General features: G+C 71.3%; 20 protein-coding genes. 7 read left to right on the top strand and 13 right to left on the bottom strand.

Going from position 1 to position 19,522, the window contains the following annotated elements; translation table 11 throughout:
- Positions 1-5 precede the first annotated feature (5 nt).
- Together OG494_RS42425 and OG494_RS42420 are read right to left on the bottom strand one after the other, a co-directional pair.
- On the bottom strand, positions 6-404 hold the full coding sequence (locus OG494_RS42425; protein WP_328448547.1) for a 6-pyruvoyl trahydropterin synthase family protein: 399 nt from the start codon (positions 402-404) through the stop codon (positions 6-8).
- 32 nt (positions 405-436) lie between these two features.
- Entirely contained in the window at positions 437-1,399 is a 963-nt protein-coding gene (locus tag OG494_RS42420) for a zinc-dependent alcohol dehydrogenase (protein ID WP_328448545.1), read from the bottom strand.
- A 69-nt stretch (positions 1,400-1,468) separates the two neighbouring features.
- Here OG494_RS42420 and OG494_RS42415 point away from each other — a divergent pair, with 69 nt between their 5' ends.
- Entirely contained in the window at positions 1,469-2,227 is a 759-nt protein-coding gene (locus OG494_RS42415; RefSeq protein WP_328448543.1) for a CDP-alcohol phosphatidyltransferase family protein, read from the top strand.
- Between the two features lie 91 nt (positions 2,228-2,318).
- Here the strand turns inward: OG494_RS42415 and ligD are convergent, their stop codons facing one another.
- The 4 genes from ligD to OG494_RS42395 are packed head-to-tail and all read right to left on the bottom strand — an operon-like array spanning position 2,319 to position 7,108.
- Positions 2,319-3,275 (bottom strand): non-homologous end-joining DNA ligase, encoded by a 957-nt coding sequence (gene ligD / locus OG494_RS42410; protein ID WP_328448541.1) that lies wholly within the window; start codon positions 3,273-3,275, stop codon positions 2,319-2,321.
- 52 nt (positions 3,276-3,327) lie between these two features.
- Positions 3,328-4,893: a hypothetical protein gene (locus tag OG494_RS42405; RefSeq protein WP_328448540.1), complete on the bottom strand. Its 1,566-nt coding sequence runs from the start codon at positions 4,891-4,893 to the stop codon at positions 3,328-3,330.
- A 49-nt stretch (positions 4,894-4,942) separates the two neighbouring features.
- The gene (locus OG494_RS42400) at positions 4,943-5,740 is read right to left on the bottom strand and encodes an oxygenase MpaB family protein (protein WP_328448538.1); all 798 of its coding nucleotides are present in this window, start codon (positions 5,738-5,740) and stop codon (positions 4,943-4,945) included.
- A gap of 60 nt (positions 5,741-5,800) precedes the next feature.
- Positions 5,801-7,108, bottom strand: a complete 1,308-nt coding sequence (locus tag OG494_RS42395) for an FAD-binding oxidoreductase (protein WP_328448536.1) — start codon at positions 7,106-7,108, stop codon at positions 5,801-5,803.
- Between the two features lie 92 nt (positions 7,109-7,200).
- Between OG494_RS42395 and OG494_RS42390 the strand changes: the two genes are divergently transcribed.
- Together OG494_RS42390 and OG494_RS42385 are read left to right on the top strand one after the other, a co-directional pair.
- A complete protein-coding gene (locus OG494_RS42390; RefSeq protein ID WP_328448534.1) occupies positions 7,201-8,106 on the top strand; it encodes a LysR family transcriptional regulator in 906 nt (301 codons plus the stop codon).
- A gap of 56 nt (positions 8,107-8,162) precedes the next feature.
- Positions 8,163-9,338, top strand: coding sequence for an acyltransferase family protein (locus OG494_RS42385; RefSeq protein ID WP_328448532.1), 1,176 nt, complete (start codon positions 8,163-8,165; stop codon positions 9,336-9,338).
- Between the two features lie 82 nt (positions 9,339-9,420).
- Here OG494_RS42385 and OG494_RS42380 read toward each other — a convergent pair whose 3' ends face one another.
- Positions 9,421-9,816 (bottom strand): nitroreductase family deazaflavin-dependent oxidoreductase, encoded by a 396-nt coding sequence (locus tag OG494_RS42380; RefSeq protein ID WP_328448530.1) that lies wholly within the window; start codon positions 9,814-9,816, stop codon positions 9,421-9,423.
- A gap of 145 nt (positions 9,817-9,961) precedes the next feature.
- Between OG494_RS42380 and OG494_RS42375 the strand changes: the two genes are divergently transcribed.
- A complete protein-coding gene (locus OG494_RS42375; RefSeq protein ID WP_328448528.1) occupies positions 9,962-10,426 on the top strand; it encodes a MarR family winged helix-turn-helix transcriptional regulator in 465 nt (154 codons plus the stop codon).
- Positions 10,427-10,448: 22 nt separating this feature from the next.
- Here the strand turns inward: OG494_RS42375 and OG494_RS42370 are convergent, their stop codons facing one another.
- The 3 genes from OG494_RS42370 to OG494_RS42360 form a co-directional block, all read right to left on the bottom strand.
- Positions 10,449-10,808, bottom strand: coding sequence for a PLDc N-terminal domain-containing protein (locus tag OG494_RS42370; RefSeq protein WP_328448526.1), 360 nt, complete (start codon positions 10,806-10,808; stop codon positions 10,449-10,451).
- 37 nt (positions 10,809-10,845) lie between these two features.
- Positions 10,846-11,616 (bottom strand): hypothetical protein, encoded by a 771-nt coding sequence (locus tag OG494_RS42365; protein WP_328448525.1) that lies wholly within the window; start codon positions 11,614-11,616, stop codon positions 10,846-10,848.
- Between the two features lie 91 nt (positions 11,617-11,707).
- On the bottom strand, positions 11,708-12,385 hold the full coding sequence (locus tag OG494_RS42360) for a GNAT family N-acetyltransferase (RefSeq protein WP_328448523.1): 678 nt from the start codon (positions 12,383-12,385) through the stop codon (positions 11,708-11,710).
- A gap of 51 nt (positions 12,386-12,436) precedes the next feature.
- Between OG494_RS42360 and OG494_RS42355 the strand changes: the two genes are divergently transcribed.
- Positions 12,437-13,291 (top strand): PaaX family transcriptional regulator, encoded by an 855-nt coding sequence (locus OG494_RS42355; RefSeq protein ID WP_328448521.1) that lies wholly within the window; start codon positions 12,437-12,439, stop codon positions 13,289-13,291.
- 48 nt (positions 13,292-13,339) lie between these two features.
- On the opposite strand, the gene OG494_RS42350 is transcribed toward OG494_RS42355, so the two are convergent.
- Entirely contained in the window at positions 13,340-13,732 is a 393-nt protein-coding gene (locus tag OG494_RS42350; protein ID WP_328448520.1) for a RidA family protein, read from the bottom strand.
- Positions 13,733-13,798: 66 nt separating this feature from the next.
- On the opposite strand from OG494_RS42350, the gene OG494_RS42345 reads away from it, so the two are divergent.
- Both OG494_RS42345 and OG494_RS42340 read left to right on the top strand, forming a co-directional pair.
- Positions 13,799-16,141, top strand: coding sequence for a bifunctional salicylyl-CoA 5-hydroxylase/oxidoreductase (locus OG494_RS42345; RefSeq protein ID WP_328448518.1), 2,343 nt, complete (start codon positions 13,799-13,801; stop codon positions 16,139-16,141).
- Positions 16,138-17,292: an acyl-CoA dehydrogenase family protein gene (locus OG494_RS42340; RefSeq protein WP_328448516.1), complete on the top strand. Its 1,155-nt coding sequence runs from the start codon at positions 16,138-16,140 to the stop codon at positions 17,290-17,292. Before OG494_RS42345 ends, OG494_RS42340 begins: the two co-directional genes overlap by 4 nt.
- Here OG494_RS42340 and OG494_RS42335 read toward each other — a convergent pair.
- A complete protein-coding gene (locus OG494_RS42335) occupies positions 17,249-17,878 on the bottom strand; it encodes a DUF2306 domain-containing protein (protein WP_442874530.1) in 630 nt (209 codons plus the stop codon). The genes OG494_RS42340 and OG494_RS42335 overlap by 44 nt on opposite strands.
- Before the next feature lie 231 nt (positions 17,879-18,109).
- The gene (locus tag OG494_RS42330) at positions 18,110-19,513 is read right to left on the bottom strand and encodes a GH1 family beta-glucosidase (RefSeq protein ID WP_328448512.1); all 1,404 of its coding nucleotides are present in this window, start codon (positions 19,511-19,513) and stop codon (positions 18,110-18,112) included.
- Positions 19,514-19,522 lie beyond the last annotated feature (9 nt).

Below are 19,522 nucleotides of genomic sequence, written 5' to 3'. Positions count from 1 at the left end.
GGCGCTCACAGCGCACGCTCGTAACTCGCCCAGGCGACGTGCGATTCCTTCAGCGAGACGGTGATGCCTTCGAGCCCGCGCGCGCCTTCGCCGAGGCGTCCGGCGTGGACCGCGTCGGCGAGGCGATCGGCGATGACCTTCGCGAGGTACTCGGTGGAGGTGTTGATGCCCTTGAACGCCGGCTCGTCGTCGAGGTTGCGGTAGTTCAGGTCGCTCAGCACCGCCCCGAGCTCTTCCGTGGCCTTGCCGATGTCGACGACGATGTTGTCCTCGTCGAGGTCGGTGCGGCGGAAGGTGGCATCCACCACGAAGGTCGCGCCGTGCAGGCGTTGCGCGGGTCCGAAGACTTCCCCGCGGAAGCTGTGGGCGACCATCACGTGGTCACGGACGGTGATGCTGAACACCAAGACCTCCGATGCGTTCGGGGTGGACGTGGTTACTGCGGCTGATACATGACACGGAGACAGCGGGCGGAAAGTTCATTCGTGGCCAACCGGGGTAACACCGACGGCAGGTCGTCAAACGCGCATTCGCCGTTGACCAGCGCCTCGAACGCCGGATCGGCCAGGAGATCGAGAGCGACGCCGAGCCGCTGCGCGTAACTGCGGTCCGGGCGCGCGACCGTGCCGACCTGGCTGCTGCGGATCGTCAGCCGCCGCGAGTGGAAGTTCTCGCCGAGCGGCACGCTGACCTTCCGGTCGCCGTACCAGGACAGCTCGACGACCTCGCCCTCCGGCGCGAGCAGCTCCAGCGCCTTCGCGAGACCGGCCTCGGACGCGCTCGCGTGCACGACGAGGTCGCAGTCACCCAGCGCTTCTTCCGGCGTCGAGAAGTCGACACCGAGTGCGTCGGCGATCTCTTTCTGCCGCGGGTCGACGTCGATGAGCTGCACGCGCGTCGCGGGGAAGCCGGACAGGAGCTTCGCGACGCTGGAGCCGACCATCCCGGCGCCGATCACGGCGATCCGGTCGCCGAGCCGCGGCCGCGCGTCCCACACGGCGTTCACCGCGGTCTCGACGGTGCCGGCGAGGATCGCGCGGCCGGGCGGGACGGCGTCGGGCACGAGGGTCACGGCGCTCGCCGGGACGACGTACGCGGTCTGGTGCGGGTAGAGGCAGAAGACGGTCCTGCCCCGGAGCTCACTCGGGCCTTGGTCGACGACACCGACGTTGAGGTAGCCGTACTTGACCGGGCCGGGGAAGTCGCCCTCCTGGAACGGCGCGCGCATGACGTCGTACTGGCTCGCCGGGACGCCACCGCGGAACACGAGGGTTTCGGTGCCGCGCGAGACGCCCGAATACAGCGTGCGCACAAGGACTTCGTCCGGTCCGGGGTCGCGCAGTGTCACGGACCGGATCTCGCCCTCGTCCGGCTTTTGAACCCAGAAAGCGCGTTCCACGTGTTTCTCCTAGCAGGCGGCCGGAGGCTGGTGTCGCCGCCACCCTATGAGCATTTCTCGGAGCGGACGATGATCAAGCAGGGACTTCTCCTACGCGCGGCGGTGCCGGCGTGGGTGCTCGCCGCCGGGGCCGTCGCCGGTGGCCTCGCGCCGATCGCCTGGGCGACCGGGCTCGTGTTCGGCGTCGCACTGGTGCTGCTGACGGGCTGGGGCCTGCGACGCACCGGCCGTGGCGGCTTCGGCCCGGCGGACTGGATCACGTTCGCCCGGGCGACGCTGGTCGGCTGCGCCGCGGAGCTGATCGCGGACGCCCACCAGCCGATCGCGTGGCTGGTCGCGCTCATCGCCGTCGCCCTGGCGCTGGACGGCGTCGACGGCCAGGTCGCCCGCCGCACCGGCACGTCGTCCGAGTTCGGCGCGCGCTTCGACATGGAGGTCGACGCGTTCCTGATCCTGCTGCTGTGCGTCCAGGTGTCGGAGAAGCTCGGCCTGTGGGTGCTGGCGATCGGCCTGATGCGCTACGCGTTCGTCGCGGCTTCGTGGGCGATGCCGTGGCTGACCGCGCCGCTCTACCCGAGCATGGCGCGCAAGACGGTGGCCGCGATCCAGGGCGTGGTCCTGGTGGTGGCGGTGTCGGAAATCCTGCCGGTGGCGTGGACCTTCGCCGCGGTGGCCGTCGCGCTGGCGTCGCTGGTCTGGTCCTTCGGCCGCGACGTCGTCTGGCTGGCCCGGCACCGCGTCCCGGCGGCCCGCCCGGCCGCAATCGTGGTCCTGACCCGCCGCCTTGCCCACGGCACGGCCGCACCGGCCCACAACCAGGCCGCTTAACCCCGGCTCCAAGTCCGTGAAGGCCTCCTTGAGGGACTCTGAGTCCCTCAAGGAGGCCTTCACGGACTTGGACGGAACCCCCGCGACTGGGTCAGCCGGACTCGCGGGCGGCCTTGGCGCGGCGTTTGCCCTCGTGCATCGCGGCCACCCGGGCGATCGGGATCGTGTGGCCCTCCTCGACCAGGTCCGCCGGCAGCACGAACGGCTCCGGCATCTCCTCGGTCCACGGGTCGCCGCCGGCCAGAAGACCCGGCGCCGTGTGCACCGTGAAGTCCGACGGCTTGACCCCGTCCAGGTCGGCCCAGCGGACCGGGAACGACACCGGCGCGCCCGGGCGGTTGCGGGGGCTGTAGACGCAGACGACCGTGCCGCCGCCGGAGCGGGTCGAGTCCAGGAAGACCTTGCCCTCACGGCGTTCCTTGACGAACTCCGTCGTGCCGCGGGCCGGGTCGATGCGCTCGGCGCGGGCCGCGACCGCGCGGGTGGCCGCCGCGATGTCCTCGGTCGACTGGCCCGGGGCGAGCGGGATGAAGACGTGCAGGCCTTTCGAGCCACTGGTCTTGACGGCGCCGTCGAGGCCGTCGGCCTGCAGTGCCTCGCGCACCAGCTTCGCGGCGTCGATCGCCAGCCTGAACGGGCCTTCCTCCGGCGGGTCGAGGTCGAGGACCAGGTGCGTCGGCCCGGTCGTGGGCTCGCCGCGGAAGAGCGTCACGTGGTACTCGATCGCCCGCTGGTTGCCGAACCAGATCAGCGTGCGCAGGTCGTTGCCCAGCGCGTAGATGACTTCGCGGCGCGAGCGGTCGGCCCACAGCGGCATCCGCTCGACCCAGTCCGGCGTGTACTTCGGCAGGTTCTTCTGCATGAACGGCCCCTGGCCGCGCAGCACCCGCACCACCGACAGCGGCCGGTCGCGCAGCTCCGGCAGCATCCGGTCGGCGACCGCTTCGAGGTAGTCCAGCATCTCGCGCTTGGTGGCCCCCGCGCCGGGGAAGACCTCCTGGTCGAGACTGCTCAACTTGACGCCGTGACGGAGCTCATCGCTGCTCATCGGCCCACCTTCGCGCCCGCGCGCGAAGCGGTCAACTCGCAGCGAGCCTTCCTCAGAACGGCAGCTGCGAGCGCAGCCGGTCCAGCCAGCGGTCGACGGTGTCCTCCGGCCGGCCCGGGTCGTTGGCCTGCCCGGCCGTGTCGGCCTGCCGCCGGACGTGCTCGCCGATCGTGTCCGCGTACTGCGGCAGCGCGTAGACGTCCTGCCAGTAACCAGCGCGCATCTCGACGGCCGCGACCTTCTGGTAGCCCACGGTCGCCCGCGGGAAGTCGAAGCCGTAGCGCTTGCCCTCGGGCTCCGGGCCGTTCGCGGTCACCACGATGACCGTCGGGTGCGCCTGCATGACGACCTGCGTCGGGTCCGCGCCGCGGGAGATCTTCGGGTCGTTGAGGCCGATGTAGTCGATCGACTGCCAGCCGCTGTAGTACGGGATCGCGCCGGCGTCGGTGACGGCGAGGCTGCGGGCCGGCGCCGGGACGTCGGCCTCGGCCAGGCCCTTGCCGATCGCGATGTGCGCGCGTTGCAGGTCGGGGCCGTAGTTCGCGATCACGCCGAGGTCGGGCGCGCTCGCGCCGGCGACGGCCGACCAGCCGACGGCCACCAGCCCGAGCAGGGCGCCGACGACCCGCGGCGCCAGCGTCCCGGCGGCGATCCCGGCACCCAGGCAGAGCACGGGGATCGCGTGGTCGGCGAAGCGGTCGAGGTAGTCCATGGTCGGCCCGGACACCGCGTACGTCACGTACGTGACCGCGACGGTCACCACGAGCAGCGCGCCGATCGCGCGCGTCGCCTTGCGGAGCAGCAGCGAGAGCGTCAGCAGCAGGAGCGGGAGCAGCAGCAACGTCGTGTGCTTGGTCCAGATCCAGCCGGAGTCGAGGTTGCCGAACTTGACGTAGAAGGTGTTCGGCAGCAGCTGGCCGTAGAACCGCCAGCGCCACACGAAGTACGCGGCGCCGACGACAACCGCGCCGCCGCTCCACCACCAGCGCGCGGCCCCGCGCTCGCGCCAGAACCACAGCAGGAAGACCGGCAGCGCGGCCAGCACGCCTTCGGGCCGGAGCATGCCGAGCAGGAGCAGCAGGACCGGCGGCTCCCAGACGCGCACGCGTTCGTTCGCCAGGACCCGCAGGCCGAGCACGACGACGCGCAGCAGCACCGCGGCGAACGCGGCCGTCTCGAGGCCGGCCGTGATGTGGAAGTAGGTCGGCAGGAACACGACGTACGCGCCCGCGCCGACCAGCACGCCGGTGAGGCCCGCACGGCGGTGGCCTTCGCGGATGAGCAGGTACAGCGTGCCCAGGCCGAGCAGCAGCGACGTCACCTTGGTGAACAGCGGCAGCGCCAGCCCGAGCCACGCGCCGAGCCCGGACCAGACGACCCAGGCGAAGTTCGTGAAGCCCTCGACGCGCGGGCCGTCGACGTTCCACACCGGGCCGTGCCCGGCCGCGAAGTTCGCCGAGTAGCGGAAGCTGATGAAGGCGTCGTCGATCGTGAGGAACCAGGCCGCCCAGGCGCCGACGAGGAAAAGAGCCGCCAGGAGCACCGAAACGGCGATCAGCGGGCCGCGGCGGGCCGGCGCGGTCACCGGCGGTTCGACGTCCGCCTCGATCGCCGTCATGGAATCCCCTCGGGTGGCCGGTGTCGACCCGACACTGTAACGGGGCGATTCAGACCGGCGGACGCCCGGTGCGCAGCCGGCGGCGCAGGTCCCAGAGGCAGAGGTTGTAGGGGAAGCGCCGCAGCGGGCCGGGGCTCAGCCGGACCAGCACGCCGACGCGGCGCAGGAGCGCGTCGAACCGGCGCTGATCGGCCGGGGTCCAGGTCAGGCGCATCTCCGCGCGGAAGCGCGGCGGCAGGAAGCCGGTGGTGACGAACCGGTGGAAGCGCCGGCCGGTCGCGGCCGCGACCGGGTGCAGGAACCGCAGGTCGACGAGGTCGGTGAGGTACCGGCGGACGGTGTCGTCGATGGCGACCTCGGCGAGCCCCCGGGTCCAGTACTCCTCGAACGCTTCGCGGTCCTCCGGCCACATCCCGGGCCGGACCTGCAACGTCGTGCCGAGCGCCGCGGCTTCGCGATAGAAGCGCTCCGGGTCGCCGCCGAGGAACGCGAGGTGGACGTCCTCGAAGCCCTTGTAGAGGCAGGCGGCGACCCAGAGCTGGAGATCGGTGTCGAACGCGTTGTAGGCGACCGGGCTGTCCGGGTCCGAGTGGACCTGCGCGTGAGCCTGGTCGACGCCGCGGCGGTAGGCGGCGCGCTCGGCGTCGGTGCCCATCGTGGCGACGGCGATATAGGTGAGCGTGGTCCGCGTCCGCTTCACCGGGTGCCGGAAGAGGTTGCCGCTGTCGACCTTGCTCTCCACCACGCCGTGCCCGACGGGGGCCCGGGACAGCTGCATGATCACGTTCGCGCTGGCGGCCAGCAGCCCGGCGCCGAGAACGGCGTCCCGGAGGGCGGTCGCGGCCATGGGCACGCCTCCTCGCCCGAGCGGGTTCCGCCCTCAGGAAACGCCGCTGTTGACGTCGTGTCAAGAACCGAAGGTGGCCTTCGGGTCGTACTCGCGCTTCAGCTCCCGCAACCGCCGCAGGTCATCCGCCGGGTAGACGCTCTCGGCGACCTCCGCCGGGTCGTGCTCGCCGTACACGAACGGCAGCAGCCGCCCGCTCGACCACGGCGTCAGCGCGTCGAACAGCTTCGCGTGCGCCTTGCGGACGGGCTCGATCCCGGCCTCGACCACCGAAAGCGCTCGGACGACGAACTCCGCCTGCCTGTCCCAGCCGACCCCCGGCACCTCCGGCGGCCGGGTGAGCGCGCCGCCCAGCCGGTCGACGATCAGCACCGTGCCGACCTCCGCGCCGGGGCCGGCGTGCTCGACGATCGCGTCGAGCATGGCGTCGTTGAGCTGGGTGACCGTCGTGTTGGTGCCGTGGTAGCCGTGCGGGTGCGGTGGCTCGGCCGCGATCGAGCCGGACTCGCTGAACGGCATCCGCTTCAGCGTGTCCATCAGCGCCGGCGCCGCGGCCCGAAGCGGCGCGACGAGGTCGTCCCCGCCGTCGCCGAGGTACGCGACCCGGACGTGCGCGATGTGCTTGCCGCGCAAGGTCTCCGGCACCATCGGCAGGTCGGGGTACGGGATCATGGCGAGCGACGTCGTGAGCGTGTCGGGTGCGCTCGACGCCCACGTGCGCCAGGCCCGCAGCACGGCGGGGATGTCCGCCGTGTCGAAGTAGAGGCCACCGCCGTACAGCTCGGTGACCGGAACCAGGTCCATTTCCAGCGCGGTGACGATGCCGAAGTCCGCCCGGCCGCCGCGCAGCGCCCAGAACAGGTCCGAACCCGCCTCGACGTGCCGAAGCGAGCCGTCGGCGGTCACGACGTCGATCGCGCGCACGTGGTCGGCGGCGCGACCGTACTTCCGGGCCATCAGCCCGAAGCCGCCGCTGAGCGTGTAGCCGACGACGCCGACGTCCGGCGACGAGCCGCTGAGCGGGGCGAGCCCGTGCTTCGCGGCGGCTTCGAGCACCGCGCCCCAGCGGACCCCGGCCTCGACGCGGGCGGTGCCGGCCTCGGCGTCAATCTCGACGCCGGCCAGCCGGCGGGTGCTGATCAGCAGTCCTTCGGTGCCCGCGGTCAGGCCGTGACCGGTGGCCTGCACGGAGACGCGCAGGCCGTGGGCGGCGGCGAACCGGACGGCGGTGACGACGTCGTCGGCGGTCTCGGCGCCGACGACCACGGCGGGCGCGGTGGCGACGGCGAGCTGGAAGCCGGCGACCTCGTCGTCGTAGCCGTCCTGACCGGGCCGGAAGACCTGGCCGGTGAGCGGGGTGACGTCCATCGTGAACTCCTCCTTCGGTGCTCCCTCCACCTTCGGCCCGCGACGATCAGAAGTCCAAGATCTGGTTTTTATCCCGGCTAGAATCAGTGCTTATGGAACTGCATCAGCTCGCGTACTTCGTCGCCGTCGCGGAGGAAGGCAACTTCACGCGCGCGGCGGAGCGGCTGCACGTCGCCCAGCCCGGGGTGAGCGCCCAGATCCGGCGCCTCGAGCGGGAGCTGGGGCAGGAGCTGCTGGACCGCTCCGGCCGCACGGTGCGGCTCACCGACGTCGGCGCGGCCGCGCTGCCCCACGCCCGGGCCGCGCTCGCGGCGGTGCGGGGCGTGCACGAGGCCGTCGACGAGCTGGCCGGGCTGGTCCGCGGCCAGGTCGCGCTCGGCGCCGTGACGTCGGCGGGGCCGGTCGGGCTGCCGGACCTGCTGGCCGGCTTCCACGAGCGGTACCCGGCGGTGGAGATCACGCTGGCCGAGGCCAACTCCGACACGATGCTGACGGCGCTGCAGGAGGGCCGGCTCGACCTGGCCGTGGTCGGTCTCGCGGCGGAGCCGCCGCCGGGCATCACGACGCAGGTGCTGATCGACGAGCCGTTCCTGGCCGTCACGGCGCCGTCCGGGCCGCTGGCCGACCGCGCGGAAGTCGCGCTGGCCGACCTGGCCGGGCCGCCGTTGATGGCCCTGCCGAAAGGCACCGGCCTGCGCACGGCGCTGGACCGGGCGTTCGCGGCCGAAGGGCTGACCCCGCGGATCGCGTTCGAGGCGGCCGACCCGAACGTGCTGGTGCAGCTGGCGGTGCGCGGCCTCGGCGTGGCGGTGGTGCCGGAATCCCTGGCCCGCTACCACGAAGGTGACGTGCGGGTGATCGACATCGTCCGGCCGCGGCTGCGCGGCGTACTCGCGCTGGCCTGGCGCGATCAGGGCCCGATCGGACCGGCGGCCCGCGCCCTGATCGCGTTCGCCCGGACGCGCTTGCCCCGCCCCACACGGCCGGGGCGGCCGTAGCCACGCCCTATACTCGCCCCCGACTGTCACACCGATGGGGGAACGTCTTGCGCACGATGAGCCATGAGGACTACCTCGGCAGCCGGCGCTTCCCCGGGCTCGACGGCCTGCGCGCGCTGGCCGCGACGATGGTCATCTTCTTCCACTTCGGCGGCCCGAACTGGGGCTGGCTGTCGGGCTGGGTCGGCGTCTACATCTTCTTCGTGCTGTCCGGCTTCCTGATCACGACGCTGCTGCTGCGCGAGCAGGACCGCACCGGCCGGATCTCGCTGTCGAACTTCTACATCCGGCGGGTCTTCCGGATCCTGCCGCCGTACCTGGTGATCCTCGGCGGCATCGTCGCGTTCGTGCTCCTGCGCGCCGAGTTCCTCAGCCGCGATTTCCCGCACGCGCTGAAGTACTACCTGACGTTCCTCAACGAGTTCTTCCCCGGTTCGGGCGGCAACGGCGCCGACAACTTCTTCAGCGGCTCGTGGACGCTGGGCATCGAGGAGAAGTTCTACCTGGTCTGGCCGTTCCTGCTGGTCGCGATCGGGATCGGCGCGGCCAAGCGCAAGTTCCTGCTGGTCGGCGCGGCGATGGTCGCGCTGCTGGCGCTGGTGCCGCTGACCACCGGCGGCTGGGTGCTGGGCGCGTCGAAGACCGCGATCTACACCTCGACCATCCACTACTTCATCCTGGCCAGCGGCTGCCTGCTGGCGATCCTGCTGCACTACCGCCGCGGGTACACGCTGCTGAAGCCGCTGACGCACCCGCTGGCCGCGATCCCGATCGTCGCCGCGTTCGCGCTGCTGCACACGAACCTCGACACCCTGTGGAACGAGTCGGGGCAGAACCTGCTGCTGCTCGTGGGGTACACGGTGCTGACGATGCTGCTGCTGATCGTCCTGGTCAGCCCGGGCCCGCTGCGCTGGCTGCTCGGCACGGCCCCGATGCGCTTCGTCGGCGAGCGGTCGTACTCGCTCTACCTGCTGCAGGGTCCGGTGCACTTCGTCGTCGTCCAGGCGGTGCCGGGGCTCGTGGTGAACCGGACGGTCACGGCGGTGACGGTGTTCCTGGTCGGCCTGGCGATCGCGGACCTGATCCACCGCTGGGTCGAGAAGCCCATGATCGACGTCGGCAAGCGGATCATCACCCGCAAGGAAGCCCGGCGCGAGGAGCGGGAGGCTGCCGGACAGCCGCCCGCCGAGCCCCGCGTCGAGTCCGCCCCCGCGACGACGTCGGTTTCCTGACCCCGCGGCCCGGCCGGTCTGCCGCGGCTTGTCGTGAGTGTTCAGGGCGGTTCTAACCGCCCTGAACACTCACGACCGGTGGTCAGCGCTCCAGGACCACGATCGGGATGATCCGGTCGGTCTTCTTCTCGTAGTCGGCGAAGCCCTCGGCGTGCGCGACCATGCCCGCGTACAGGCGGTCACGCTCGGCGCGGTCGGCGATCACCGTGGCCGTCGCCTCGAACTTCTCGGTGCCGACCTCGACCGTGACCTTGGGGTTCGCGACCAGGTTGTGGAACCACGCCGGGTTCTTCGGCGCGCCACCCATGGACGCGGCGATCACCAGGCGGTCGCCGTCGCGGGTGTAGACCAGCGGCGAGAGGCGCTCTTCGCCGCTCTTCGCGCCGATCGTCGTGAGCAGCAGCACATTCTTGCCCTCGAACATGCCGCCGACGACACCCGCGTTCGCGCGGAACTCCTCGGTGACCCCCTTGTTCATCTCGCGAACCTCGGTCAACCCGGGAACCTCGGACGTCATCTCAACCCCTGTTTCTTGCCGGTACGCTCGATCGGTGCCCCGAGGTAGGCTCGGGAGCGATCGAAGCGTTTGTTTTGCAAACAAAGCTACCGACGGGAGGAGTGCGGTGTCAACGGAAGCCGGGCCGAGTGTCGAGGACGGCGTGCGGCAGCTCCTGCTGCTCATGCCCCGCCTCGTCGGCCGGGCGAAGCGCACGCCGGTCCCCGACGAGCTCAACGGCTGCACGCTGGCGCCGCGGCACCTCTCGCTGCTGTCGTACCTGCTGTTCGACGGCCCGATGACGGTGACCGAGCTGGCCACCCGCCTCCAGGTGGCGCCGACGACGGCGAGCCTGATGGTCGGCGACCTCAGCCGCCAGGGCGTGCTGAACCGCGACGAAGACCCCGCCGACCGCCGCCGCACGATCGTCAGCATCCAGCCGGGCAAACGCCCGGCCGTCGACGCCTGGCTGGCCCGCGGCGCGAGGGCGTGGAGCGACGCGCTGGCGCCGTTGACGCCGGCCGAGCGGCAGCTGGTGATCTCGACGCTGGAGGCCTACGAACGCGGCTCCTGCGAAGGCCCTGCCTGCTAGCTCCCCGATGAGGTGTTCGGGCTCAGGCCTCGGTGCCCTTCTCACGCGCCAGCTTCCGCTGCGCTTCGGCGCGCTCACGGCACTTGCGGAGGAACTCTTCGTCGTCGTCCGGGCTCCCCGCCGCGAACCGGCCCGGCCGGTCGTACTCCGGGAACGCCGGCGCGTTGCGCTCGTAGCGGCCACCGGCACGCGCGACCTGCTGCGGCCGGCCCGCGACCAGCCAGACGATCGAACCGACCAGCGGCACCAGCAGCACGAGCAGCAGCCACAGCATCTTCGGCAGGTTGCGGCACGACGACTCGTCCGTCGTGATCACGTCGACCAAGCAGAAGATCCACAATCCGAGCGTGACGAAGCCGAGCAGCCCATCCATGTACAGCAATTTCCGGCCTTCCCCCAGACAAATGAACGCGGTAGTTCTAGCAGAGGCCACCGGCAGAACTCCCGCGGGTCACCCGCAGCACCGAAGGCATCCGGAGATTCGGCGACGACACCCACGCCGTTTCCGCTTCTGTCAGGCGAAAACCGCGCAGCGCCTGGAGAACCCCGGTGGCGAGCGCGATCGCGTGCGCCGAACCCGGGCATTCGCGCGGCCCGGCGCCGAACGGCATCCCGGTCAATTCGACCGTGACGTCCTCGCCGTCGACGCGGCGGCGCGTCCGCAACACCGGCGGGTCGGCCAGGAGCTCGCCCGGTTTTCCGGCCAGTGACGCGGAAAGCGCGTTCCCGATCAGGCCGGCGGTGGCGTCACAGGCCTGGACGAGCACGCCGATCCGCGCGGCCGCGAGTTCGGTGACTCCGCCGCACGCCCCGATCAGCCGTCCCATCGCCGCTTCCGCCGCCTCCGACGGGGTGACGTGCGGGTGGTACGCGGCCGCGACCAGCGCCACCTCCGCCGAGACGTCGGGCAGCCCCAGCGCTTCCGCGAGCACCCCGACCGGCACCGGCCGGGCGAGCACGGCCATCACATCGACGTCTTCGACTTTCGAGAGGATCCGCTGGGTCCACGCGAAAGCCTTGTCCTGCACCGCGTTCTCGTCGATCTCGGCGAGCAACGACACGGCGAGGGCGCGCCGCCGGACGTGCTCGGAGCCGTTGCTGAAGCGGGCGACGGTCGCGCGCAGCCAGGCGACACCGCCGGGCGGGACGTCGGCGGGAACGGGTGGTACCGGGGCGGTCAGCTGGGTCATGCGCCGACCGTAGGTGCGGGAAACGTCGGCGCCCGCCGAAGTTTCGGAGCACGACGGTTTCGGAGCACGACGGTTTCGGAGCAAGACGGGTTCAGAGCACCGACGTCGCCCGGAACCACGTCGCCTGCGGGCCGGCGCAGCGCATCACTCGCGGGACGGCGTGCTCGAACCACCACGCCTCGGTGACGCGGCCGTCGGGCAGCCGGTAGGTCGGTGGCCCGGCGACGCGCGCCAGCCCGGCGGCCTGCAGGGACCGCGCGCTCGCGACGTTGCCGACCTCGGCGCCGGCCCGCACCCGCGGCAGGCCGAGGTGATCGTGCGCCAGCACCAGCCCGGTGGCGAAGAGGACCCGGCCGATGCCGCGGCCGCGGTAGTCCGGCGCGAGGTAGCCGCCGGTCTCCGGGCCGCCGTCCTCGCCGGTGTGCACGCTGACCAGCCCGACGCACCGGCCGGCCTCGAGGTCGATCATCACCAGGTCGATCGACTGCGGATCGGGTGACACCCAGTCCGGCCCGGTGCCGGGCACGACGCGCAGCGCGTCCGCCCGGGCGCCCCGGGCGACGATGGAGTCGCGCTGCCAGCCGAGCCAGCGCTGCGCGGCCGGATCACTGCCGCAGGCGACGGCGGCGGCGTACTCCCACGCGGTGGGCGTCCGGAACAGGAAGCGCCCGGTGCGCACCACGTGGCCCTGCCGGTCGCAGGTCCGCTTGGACATCAGGCGGCCGCGCCGGGTGAGCCGGTCGAAGATCCCCTTGGTGGCTGGCAGCATCGCGGCGAAATCGTAGCGGAGTGGTCCGCGGCCGGTTGTTATTGTGGCCGGATGACGGCCGTACCCGAGGCGACCGAACTGGACGGCTCCGGCCGTGCGGCCCAGCCTCGCCAGCTCATCGTGACGGTGTACGGCCTCTATTCGCGCACCGAAGGCGGCTGGCTTTCGGTCGCGTCGCTGATCGATCTGCTGGCCGCCGTCGGGGTCGACGAGCCCGCCGTGCGCTCGTCGATCTCCCGGTTGAAGCGACGCGGGATCCTCGAGGCCGTACGCCGCAACGCCACCGCGGGTTACGAACTGTCCGACGACGCGCGCGGGATCCTGCGCGAAGGTGACGAGCGGATCTTCCGCCGCGAGCGCGCGACCCCGGCCGACGGCTGGCTGCTCGCGGTGTTCTCGGTGCCGGAGACCGAGCGGCACAAGCGCCACCTGCTGCGCACCCAGCTCGCCCGGATGGGCTTCGGCACCGCCGCCTCGGGCGTCTGGATCGCGCCGGCGCACCTGCACGACGTCACGGCCGAAGCCCTGACCCGCCTCGGTCTCGCGGGGTACGCCGACCTGTTCCGGGCCGATCACCTGGCCTTCGGCGACGTCGCCGCGAAGGTCCGTGACTGGTGGGACCTCGACCGGCTCGACGAGCTGTACACAACGTTCCTCGACGAGCACGGCCCGGCTTTGCGCCGCTGGCAGCGGCGCAAGACCGTCGCCGACGAAGAGGCCTTCGGCGACTACGTCCGGGTCCTGACCGGCTGGCGGCGGATGCCCTACCTCGACCCCGGCCTGCCCGCGGAGTTCCTGCCGCGCGACTGGTCGGGCATCCGCGCGGCCGAGCTGTTCTTCGAGCTGCACGCCCGGCTGGAGGACCCGGCCCGCGCGTACGTCTCGAAGGCGATCAACCTCGGCTGAGTCCGCTGCCGCACCTTGTCGTGAGTGTTTAGGGCGGTTCTAACCGCCCTAAACACTCACGACCGCGAAGCCTTGGACTTCGACCAGGGCTTCTTCGTCCCAGAGCCGGTCGACGCCGATGCCGGCCATCGCCGGGTACTCGGTGCCCGCGAGCCGCCGCCAGACCGCGCCGATCTCGCGCGCGTGCGCCCGGTAGTCGGCCATGTCGACGATGTAGATCGTCACGCTGCAGAGGTCCGCGGGTTCACCGCCGGCCGCGCGCAGCGACGTCAGCAAGTTGCCGAGCGCGCGTTCGAACTGCCCGACGACGCCGTCGCCCACGATCTTGTTCGACGCGTCCAGCGCGGTCTGCCCGGCGAGGAAGACGACCCGGCCCTCGGCGACCACCGCGTGCGAGAACCCGGAGGGCTTGCCCAGCTCCGGCGGGTTGATGCGTTCCATGCGGACACGGTAGCCCATCTTTCGCCTTATTGACGGTCGTACGCGTGACGACATACCCTGGACGGCGTGCGTATCGCGGTGATCGGCGGCGGCCCGGCGGGCCTGTACTTCGCCGCGCTGACCAAACAGCTCGGCCCGGGTCACGACATCACCGTCTGGGAGCGCAACGCGCCCGACGACACCTTCGGCTTCGGTGTGGTGTTCTCCGACGAGACGCTCGGCGGGATCGAACACGCCGACGCGGCCGTGCACGAGGCCATGCGCGCCGAGTTCGCCCGCTGGGACGACATCGACGTCCACTACCGCGACACGGTCACCACCTCGGGCGGCCACGGCTTCGCCGCGATGAGCCGCAAGCGCCTGCTCGGCATCCTGCAGAACCGCTGCGCGGAACTCGGCGTCGAACTGCGCTTCCGCGAAGAGGCCCCGGCGGATCTGTCCGGCTACGACCTGGTCATCGCCGCGGACGGCGTCAACTCCGCGGTCCGCGCGAAACACGCCGAGCACTTCCGGCCGAGCGTCGAGACGCGCCGGTGCCGCTACATCTGGCTCGGCACGGACCTGGTGTTCGACGCCTTCAAGTTCTACGTCCTGGAGACGCCGGCCGGGATCATGCAGATCCACGGCTACCCGTACGGCCGCGAGGGCAGCACGTTCATCCTCGAGGTGCAGGAGGACGTCTGGCAGCGGACGTTCGGCTCCATCGCGGCGACCTCGCTCAAGCCGGGCGAGAGTGACGAGAAGTCGATTTCGCTGATCCGCGAGCTGTGCGCCGACGTCCTGCAGGGCCACGGCGTCATGGCGAACAACTCGAAGTGGGTCACGTTCGGCACGGTGCGCTGCGAGACCTGGGTGCACGGCAACGTCGTCCTCCTCGGCGACGCCGCGCACACCGCGCACTTCTCGATCGGCTCCGGCACGAAGCTGGCCATGGAGGACGCACTCGCGCTGGCCGCGTGCCTGCACGAAAACGCGGGCGTCGCGGAGGCGCTCAAGGCGTACGAGCTGGAACGGCGCCCGGTCGTGACGTCGACCCAGCGCGCCGCGCAGGCCAGCCTGGAGTGGTTCGAGAACATCGCGCAGTACGCCCACCAGGACCCGCCGCAGTTCGCGTTCAACATCCTCACGCGCAGCCGCCGCGTCACCTACGACAACCTCCGCCTGCGCGACCCGGAGTTCGCCGGCGAACTGGACCACTGGTTCGCGCGGTCGCTCGGCACGACGTCGCGGCCGCCGATGTTCCAGCCGTTCAAGCTCGGCGAGCTGGAGCTGCCCAACCGGATCATCGTGTCGCCGATGGACATGTACTCCGCGGTGGACGGTGTGCCGGGCGACTTCCACCTGGTGCACCTGGGCAGCAAGGCCCTCGGCGGCGCCGGCCTGGTGATGACGGAGATGGTGTGCGTCTCGCCCGAAGGGCGGATCACGCCCGGCTGCGGCGGTCTCTACACGGCCGAGCAGGAAGCAGGGTGGAAGCGGGTCGTCGACTTCGTGCACGCCCAGTCCCCCGCTCGGATCGGCGTCCAATTAGGACACTCCGGCCGCAAGGGTTCGACAAAACTCATGTGGGACGGCATCGACGAGCCGCTGCCGTCGGACAACTGGGAAGTCTGCGCACCCTCGGCTCTGCCGTACTCCGAGCGGAACCAGGTCCCCCGTGAACTGTCCACAACAGACATGGTCGCGATCCGGGACGAGTTCGTCGCGTGCGCACTCGCTGCCGCTCGCGCCGGGTTCGACGTCCTCGAACTGCACTGCGCGCACGGCTACCTGCTCTCGTCGTTCCTCTCGCCGTTGACGAACCAGCGGACCGACGGCTACGGCGGCTCACTGGAGAATCGGCTGCGGTTCCCGCTCGAAGTCTTCGACGCGGTCCGTGCGGTGTGGCCCGCCGAGCGGCCGATGACCGTCCGGATCTCGGCGACCGACTGGGCGGACGGCGGCATCGACGCCGACGACGCCGTGGAGATCGCGCGCGCCTTCGCTTCCCACGGGGCGAACGGCATCGACGTCTCGACCGGCCAGGTGGTGTGCGACGAGAAGCCGCAGTACGGCCGGAGTTACCAGACGCCGTACGCCGACCGGATCCGCAACGAGATCGGGCAGGAGTACGGCATCGCGGTGATCGCCGTCGGCGCGATCTCGTCGTACGACGACGTGAACTCGCTGATCCTGGCCGGCCGCGCGGACCTGTGCGCCTTGGGCCGGACCCACCTCTACGATCCACAGTGGACGTTGCACGCGGCGGCCGAGCAGGGCTACCCGATCGTCTGGCCGAAGCAGTTCGCCGCGGGCAACCGCAGACCGCAGACCGGCCGTTCGGATGGCCCGGAGCCGCGGCTCGACCTCGTCCGGTCGGGGCCGACCGGCACCGCCCACGCCCGCTGGCGACCGGGAGCTTCGCGATGACCTTCACCCTCGACCCGGACCAGCTCGCCTTCGCGACGGACGTCCGGCGACTGGCCGAAGAGCAGCTGCGCCCGCTCGCCGAGTCCGGTGTGGAGGGTGCGGTCAACCGCCCGCTGCTCAAGGCGATGGGCGCGCTCGGCCTCCTCGCGCGGTTGTTCCCCGGCGTCGCCGACGGGAAGCCGTCACGCCAGGCCGCCGCGACGGACCTGTGCATCCTTCGCGAGAACCTCGCCACCGTCAGCACCGAGGCCGAGACGGCGTTGGCGTTGCAGGGCCTGGGAAGTTACCCGATCCTGCAGTCCGGACAGGACGATCAGGTCGCGAAGTGGCTGCCCGCGGTGGCGGCCGGGGACGCCGTGGCGGCGTTCGCGCTCACCGAACCGGACGCCGGTTCGGACGCGGCCGCTCTCTCGCTGAAAGCCGAGCCGGACGGCGACGGCTGGCGCCTCACCGGCGAGAAGATGTGGATCTCCAACGCGCCCGAGGCCGACTTCTACACGGTCTTCGCGCGCACCACCGAAGGCGCCGGCTCCCGCGGCGTCAGCGCGTTCGTCGTCCCCGGCGAGCGCCCGGGCCTGGGCGGCGAGCACCTGGACCTGGTCAGCCCGCACCCGATCGGCACGGTCACGTTCGACGGCGTCGAGGTCCGGCGTGAAGAGCTGCTCGGCGAAGAGAACCGCGGCTTCGCCGTCGCGATGCGGACCCTCGATCTGTTCCGCCCGAGCGTCGGCGCGTTCGCCGTCGGGATGGCGCAAGCCGCGTTGGACGCCACTGTGGACTACACCGGGCAGCGCGAAGCCTTTGGCGGCCCGCTGATCAAGCAGCAGGCGGTGGCGCACGCGCTGGCGGAGATGGCGACGCGCACGGAAGCAGCGCGCCTGCTGGTCTACGCGGCGGCGGGCGCGTACGACGCGGGCGAGCAGAACCTCGGCGGCCGCGCGGCGATGGCGAAGTTATTCGCCACCGAGGCCGCCCAGTTCGTCGTCGACTCGGCGGTGCAGCTGCACGGCGCCCGGGCCCTGCGGCGCGGGCACCTGCTGGAGCACCTCTACCGCGAGGTCCGCGCGCCGCGCATCTACGAAGGAGCGTCGGAGATCCAGCGGACGATCATCGCGCGCTGGCTGGCTTCCGCTCGAGCCACAGCTGGCTGAAGACGAGCGCGATCGCCACACCGCCCCACGAGGAAATCGCCGCGACGCTCTGGGAGTAGGCCAGCTCGCTGCCGCCGAACGTGGTCGGGATCTGCGGCTCCAGCGCGACCATCGCGATCGGCGTGATCAGCCGGTTGACGATGATCGAGAACGTCATCGCCACACTGCGGATCATCCACTTGCGGTGGTCGCCGAAGCGCCGCTCGCGCACCGCGCGCCAGCCGGCGAAGGTGCAGCCGAGCCAGAGCAGCGCCGCGACAATGTCACTGACCCGGGTCGTCGGGCCGAACGGGCTCTGCGAACCGATGGTCAGCGCCATGACCCCGGCCGGCAGCACCCCGGCGAAGACGTACGCGCGGCCGGCGTAACGGTGGAAAACGGGGTACGTCCGGCGCAGCCACGGCCAGATCTGCAGCACGGCCCCCACCATGGCGACGGATCCGAAGATCACGTGGGCGACGAGGAACCAGTAGTGCGCGGGAAAGCCTTCCGGCTGCGGCACCCTCGACTGCGCCGGATCGAAGGCGAGGTACGGCGGCAGCGAGAAGGCCAGGAAAGCGAGCACCAGCAAGGCGAGCGGCCCGATCCACGGCCGTCGCCACCACGGCGGCCGCTGCGGTGGCGCGGGTCTGATTTCCGTCCGGACGCTCATGGTTCCCCCAGGGGTCGGCTACCCGTACGAAGCTAGGGAAACCCCCGGGGCCGAACCATGGGGCCTGCCACCGCCACCCTGGTGGGGCCAGCCTTACCACCGAAAAGCCGTGAAGGCCTCCTTACCGGCCGTAAGAGCCGGTAAGGAGGCCTTCACGGACGTAGCTCAACTGCCGCGGACCCGGCGCACCGTGTCGCGGTAGAAGAGGCCGCTCTGCTTGATCGTCCTCTCCTGCGTTTCGTAGTCCACCCGGATCAGGCCGAACCGCTTCGCGTAGCCGTACGCCCATTCGAAGTTGTCCAACAGGGACCAGGCGAAGTAGCCCCGGACGTCCGCGCCCGCGTTGCGCGCCGCCGCCACCGCGGCGATGTGCGAGGCCAGGTACGCCGTGCGCTGCTCGTCGCGGACGAAGCCGCTCGAATCCGGGTCGTCGTCGAAGGCCGAGCCGTTCTCCGTGATGTACATCGGGAGGTTCGGGTAGTCGCGGCCCAGCCGGGTCAGCAGCTCGGTGAACTTGTCCGGCAGGATCTCCCAGCCCATCGCCGTCGTCGGCTCGCCGAACGGGACCGCGCGGGACGTCGGGACGCCGTCGGAGTCGACCGCGCTGCCCTGCTCGTCGACGCCGGAGAACTGCTGGCCGAAGTAGTAGTTCACGCCCAGGAAGTCCAGCGGTGTCGAGATGATCTCGAGGTCACCGTCCTGCACCGGCAGCTTGACACCGCGCGCGGCCAGGTCCTCCACCACGTCGTCCGGGTACTCGCCGCGCACCAGCGGGTCCAGGTAGATCCGGACGCCGAGGCCGTCGGCCTGACGCGCCGCGCGGACGTCTTCCGGGGAGTCCGTCGCCGGGTCGGCGGTGCACATGTTGAGAGTGATGCCGAACTCCGTGTCCGGCGGCGCGGCCTCGCGCATCCGCTGTGTCGCCAGGCCGTGGCCCAGCAGCAGGTGGTGCACCGCGTGCAGCCCGGCCGCGTAGTCCCGGCGGCCCGGCGCCATCACGCCGTGCACGTACCCGTGCATCGCCGAGCACCACGGCTCGTTCAACGTCGTCCAGTGCCGCACGCGGTCCTTGAGCCGGTCGAACACCAGCATCGAGTAGTCCGCGAAGCGGTACGCCGTGTCGCGCGCCGGCCAGCCGCCCGCGTCCTCGAGCTCCTGCGGCAGGTCCCAGTGGTAGAGCGTCAGCCACGGCGTGATGCCCTTGCCGAGCGTCTCGTCGACCAGCCGGTCGTAGAACCCGATGCCCGCCTCGTTGACCGGGCCGCGGCCGCGCGGCTGGATCCGGGGCCACGCCACGGAAAACCGGTAGGTGTCCGCGCCCAGCTCGTCCACCAGGCCGATGTCCGCCGGCATCCGGTGGTAGTGGTCGCAGGCGATGTCACCGTTGTCATTGTTGTCGATCGCCCACGGGACCTGGCAGAAAGTGTCCCAGATGGACGGTGTACGCCCGTCTTCGGAGACCGCACCTTCGATCTGGTACGCGGCGGTGGCCACGCCCCAGCGGAAGTCCGGCGGCAGGCTGTCGATCAACGCCTGCTGCTGCGCGGTCGCGGCTGTGGTCTCGGTCAAGGCGGCTCT

Source organism: Amycolatopsis sp. NBC_00438 (assembly GCF_036026695.1).
In the GTDB taxonomy this organism is placed as follows: domain Bacteria; phylum Actinomycetota; class Actinomycetes; order Mycobacteriales; family Pseudonocardiaceae; genus Amycolatopsis.
Note: the sequence above shows the minus strand (reverse complement) of the source record. Positions and strands in the feature narration are given on the sequence as shown.

Bases quoted from the DNA above. Each gene is read 5' to 3' on its own strand.
- OG494_RS42415 (WP_328448543.1), top strand. From the start codon at position 1,469: ATGATCAAGCAGGGACTTCTCCTACGCGCGGCGGTGCCGGCGTGGGTG.
- OG494_RS42355 (WP_328448521.1), top strand. From the start codon at position 12,437: ATGACGGCCGTACCCGAGGCGACCGAACTGGACGGCTCCGGCCGTGCG.
- OG494_RS42390 (WP_328448534.1), top strand. From the start codon at position 7,201: ATGGAACTGCATCAGCTCGCGTACTTCGTCGCCGTCGCGGAGGAAGGC.
- OG494_RS42385 (WP_328448532.1), top strand. From the start codon at position 8,163: ATGAGCCATGAGGACTACCTCGGCAGCCGGCGCTTCCCCGGGCTCGAC.
- OG494_RS42400 (WP_328448538.1), bottom strand. From the start codon at position 5,740: ATGGCCGCGACCGCCCTCCGGGACGCCGTTCTCGGCGCCGGGCTGCTG.
- OG494_RS42365 (WP_328448525.1), bottom strand. From the start codon at position 11,616: ATGACCCAGCTGACCGCCCCGGTACCACCCGTTCCCGCCGACGTCCCG.
- OG494_RS42350 (WP_328448520.1), bottom strand. From the start codon at position 13,732: ATGGAACGCATCAACCCGCCGGAGCTGGGCAAGCCCTCCGGGTTCTCG.
- OG494_RS42395 (WP_328448536.1), bottom strand. From the start codon at position 7,108: ATGGACGTCACCCCGCTCACCGGCCAGGTCTTCCGGCCCGGTCAGGAC.
- OG494_RS42405 (WP_328448540.1), bottom strand. From the start codon at position 4,893: ATGACGGCGATCGAGGCGGACGTCGAACCGCCGGTGACCGCGCCGGCC.
- OG494_RS42380 (WP_328448530.1), bottom strand. From the start codon at position 9,816: ATGAACAAGGGGGTCACCGAGGAGTTCCGCGCGAACGCGGGTGTCGTC.
- ligD (WP_328448541.1), bottom strand. From the start codon at position 3,275: ATGAGCAGCGATGAGCTCCGTCACGGCGTCAAGTTGAGCAGTCTCGAC.
- OG494_RS42340 (WP_328448516.1), top strand. From the start codon at position 16,138: ATGACCTTCACCCTCGACCCGGACCAGCTCGCCTTCGCGACGGACGTC.
- OG494_RS42360 (WP_328448523.1), bottom strand. From the start codon at position 12,385: ATGCTGCCAGCCACCAAGGGGATCTTCGACCGGCTCACCCGGCGCGGC.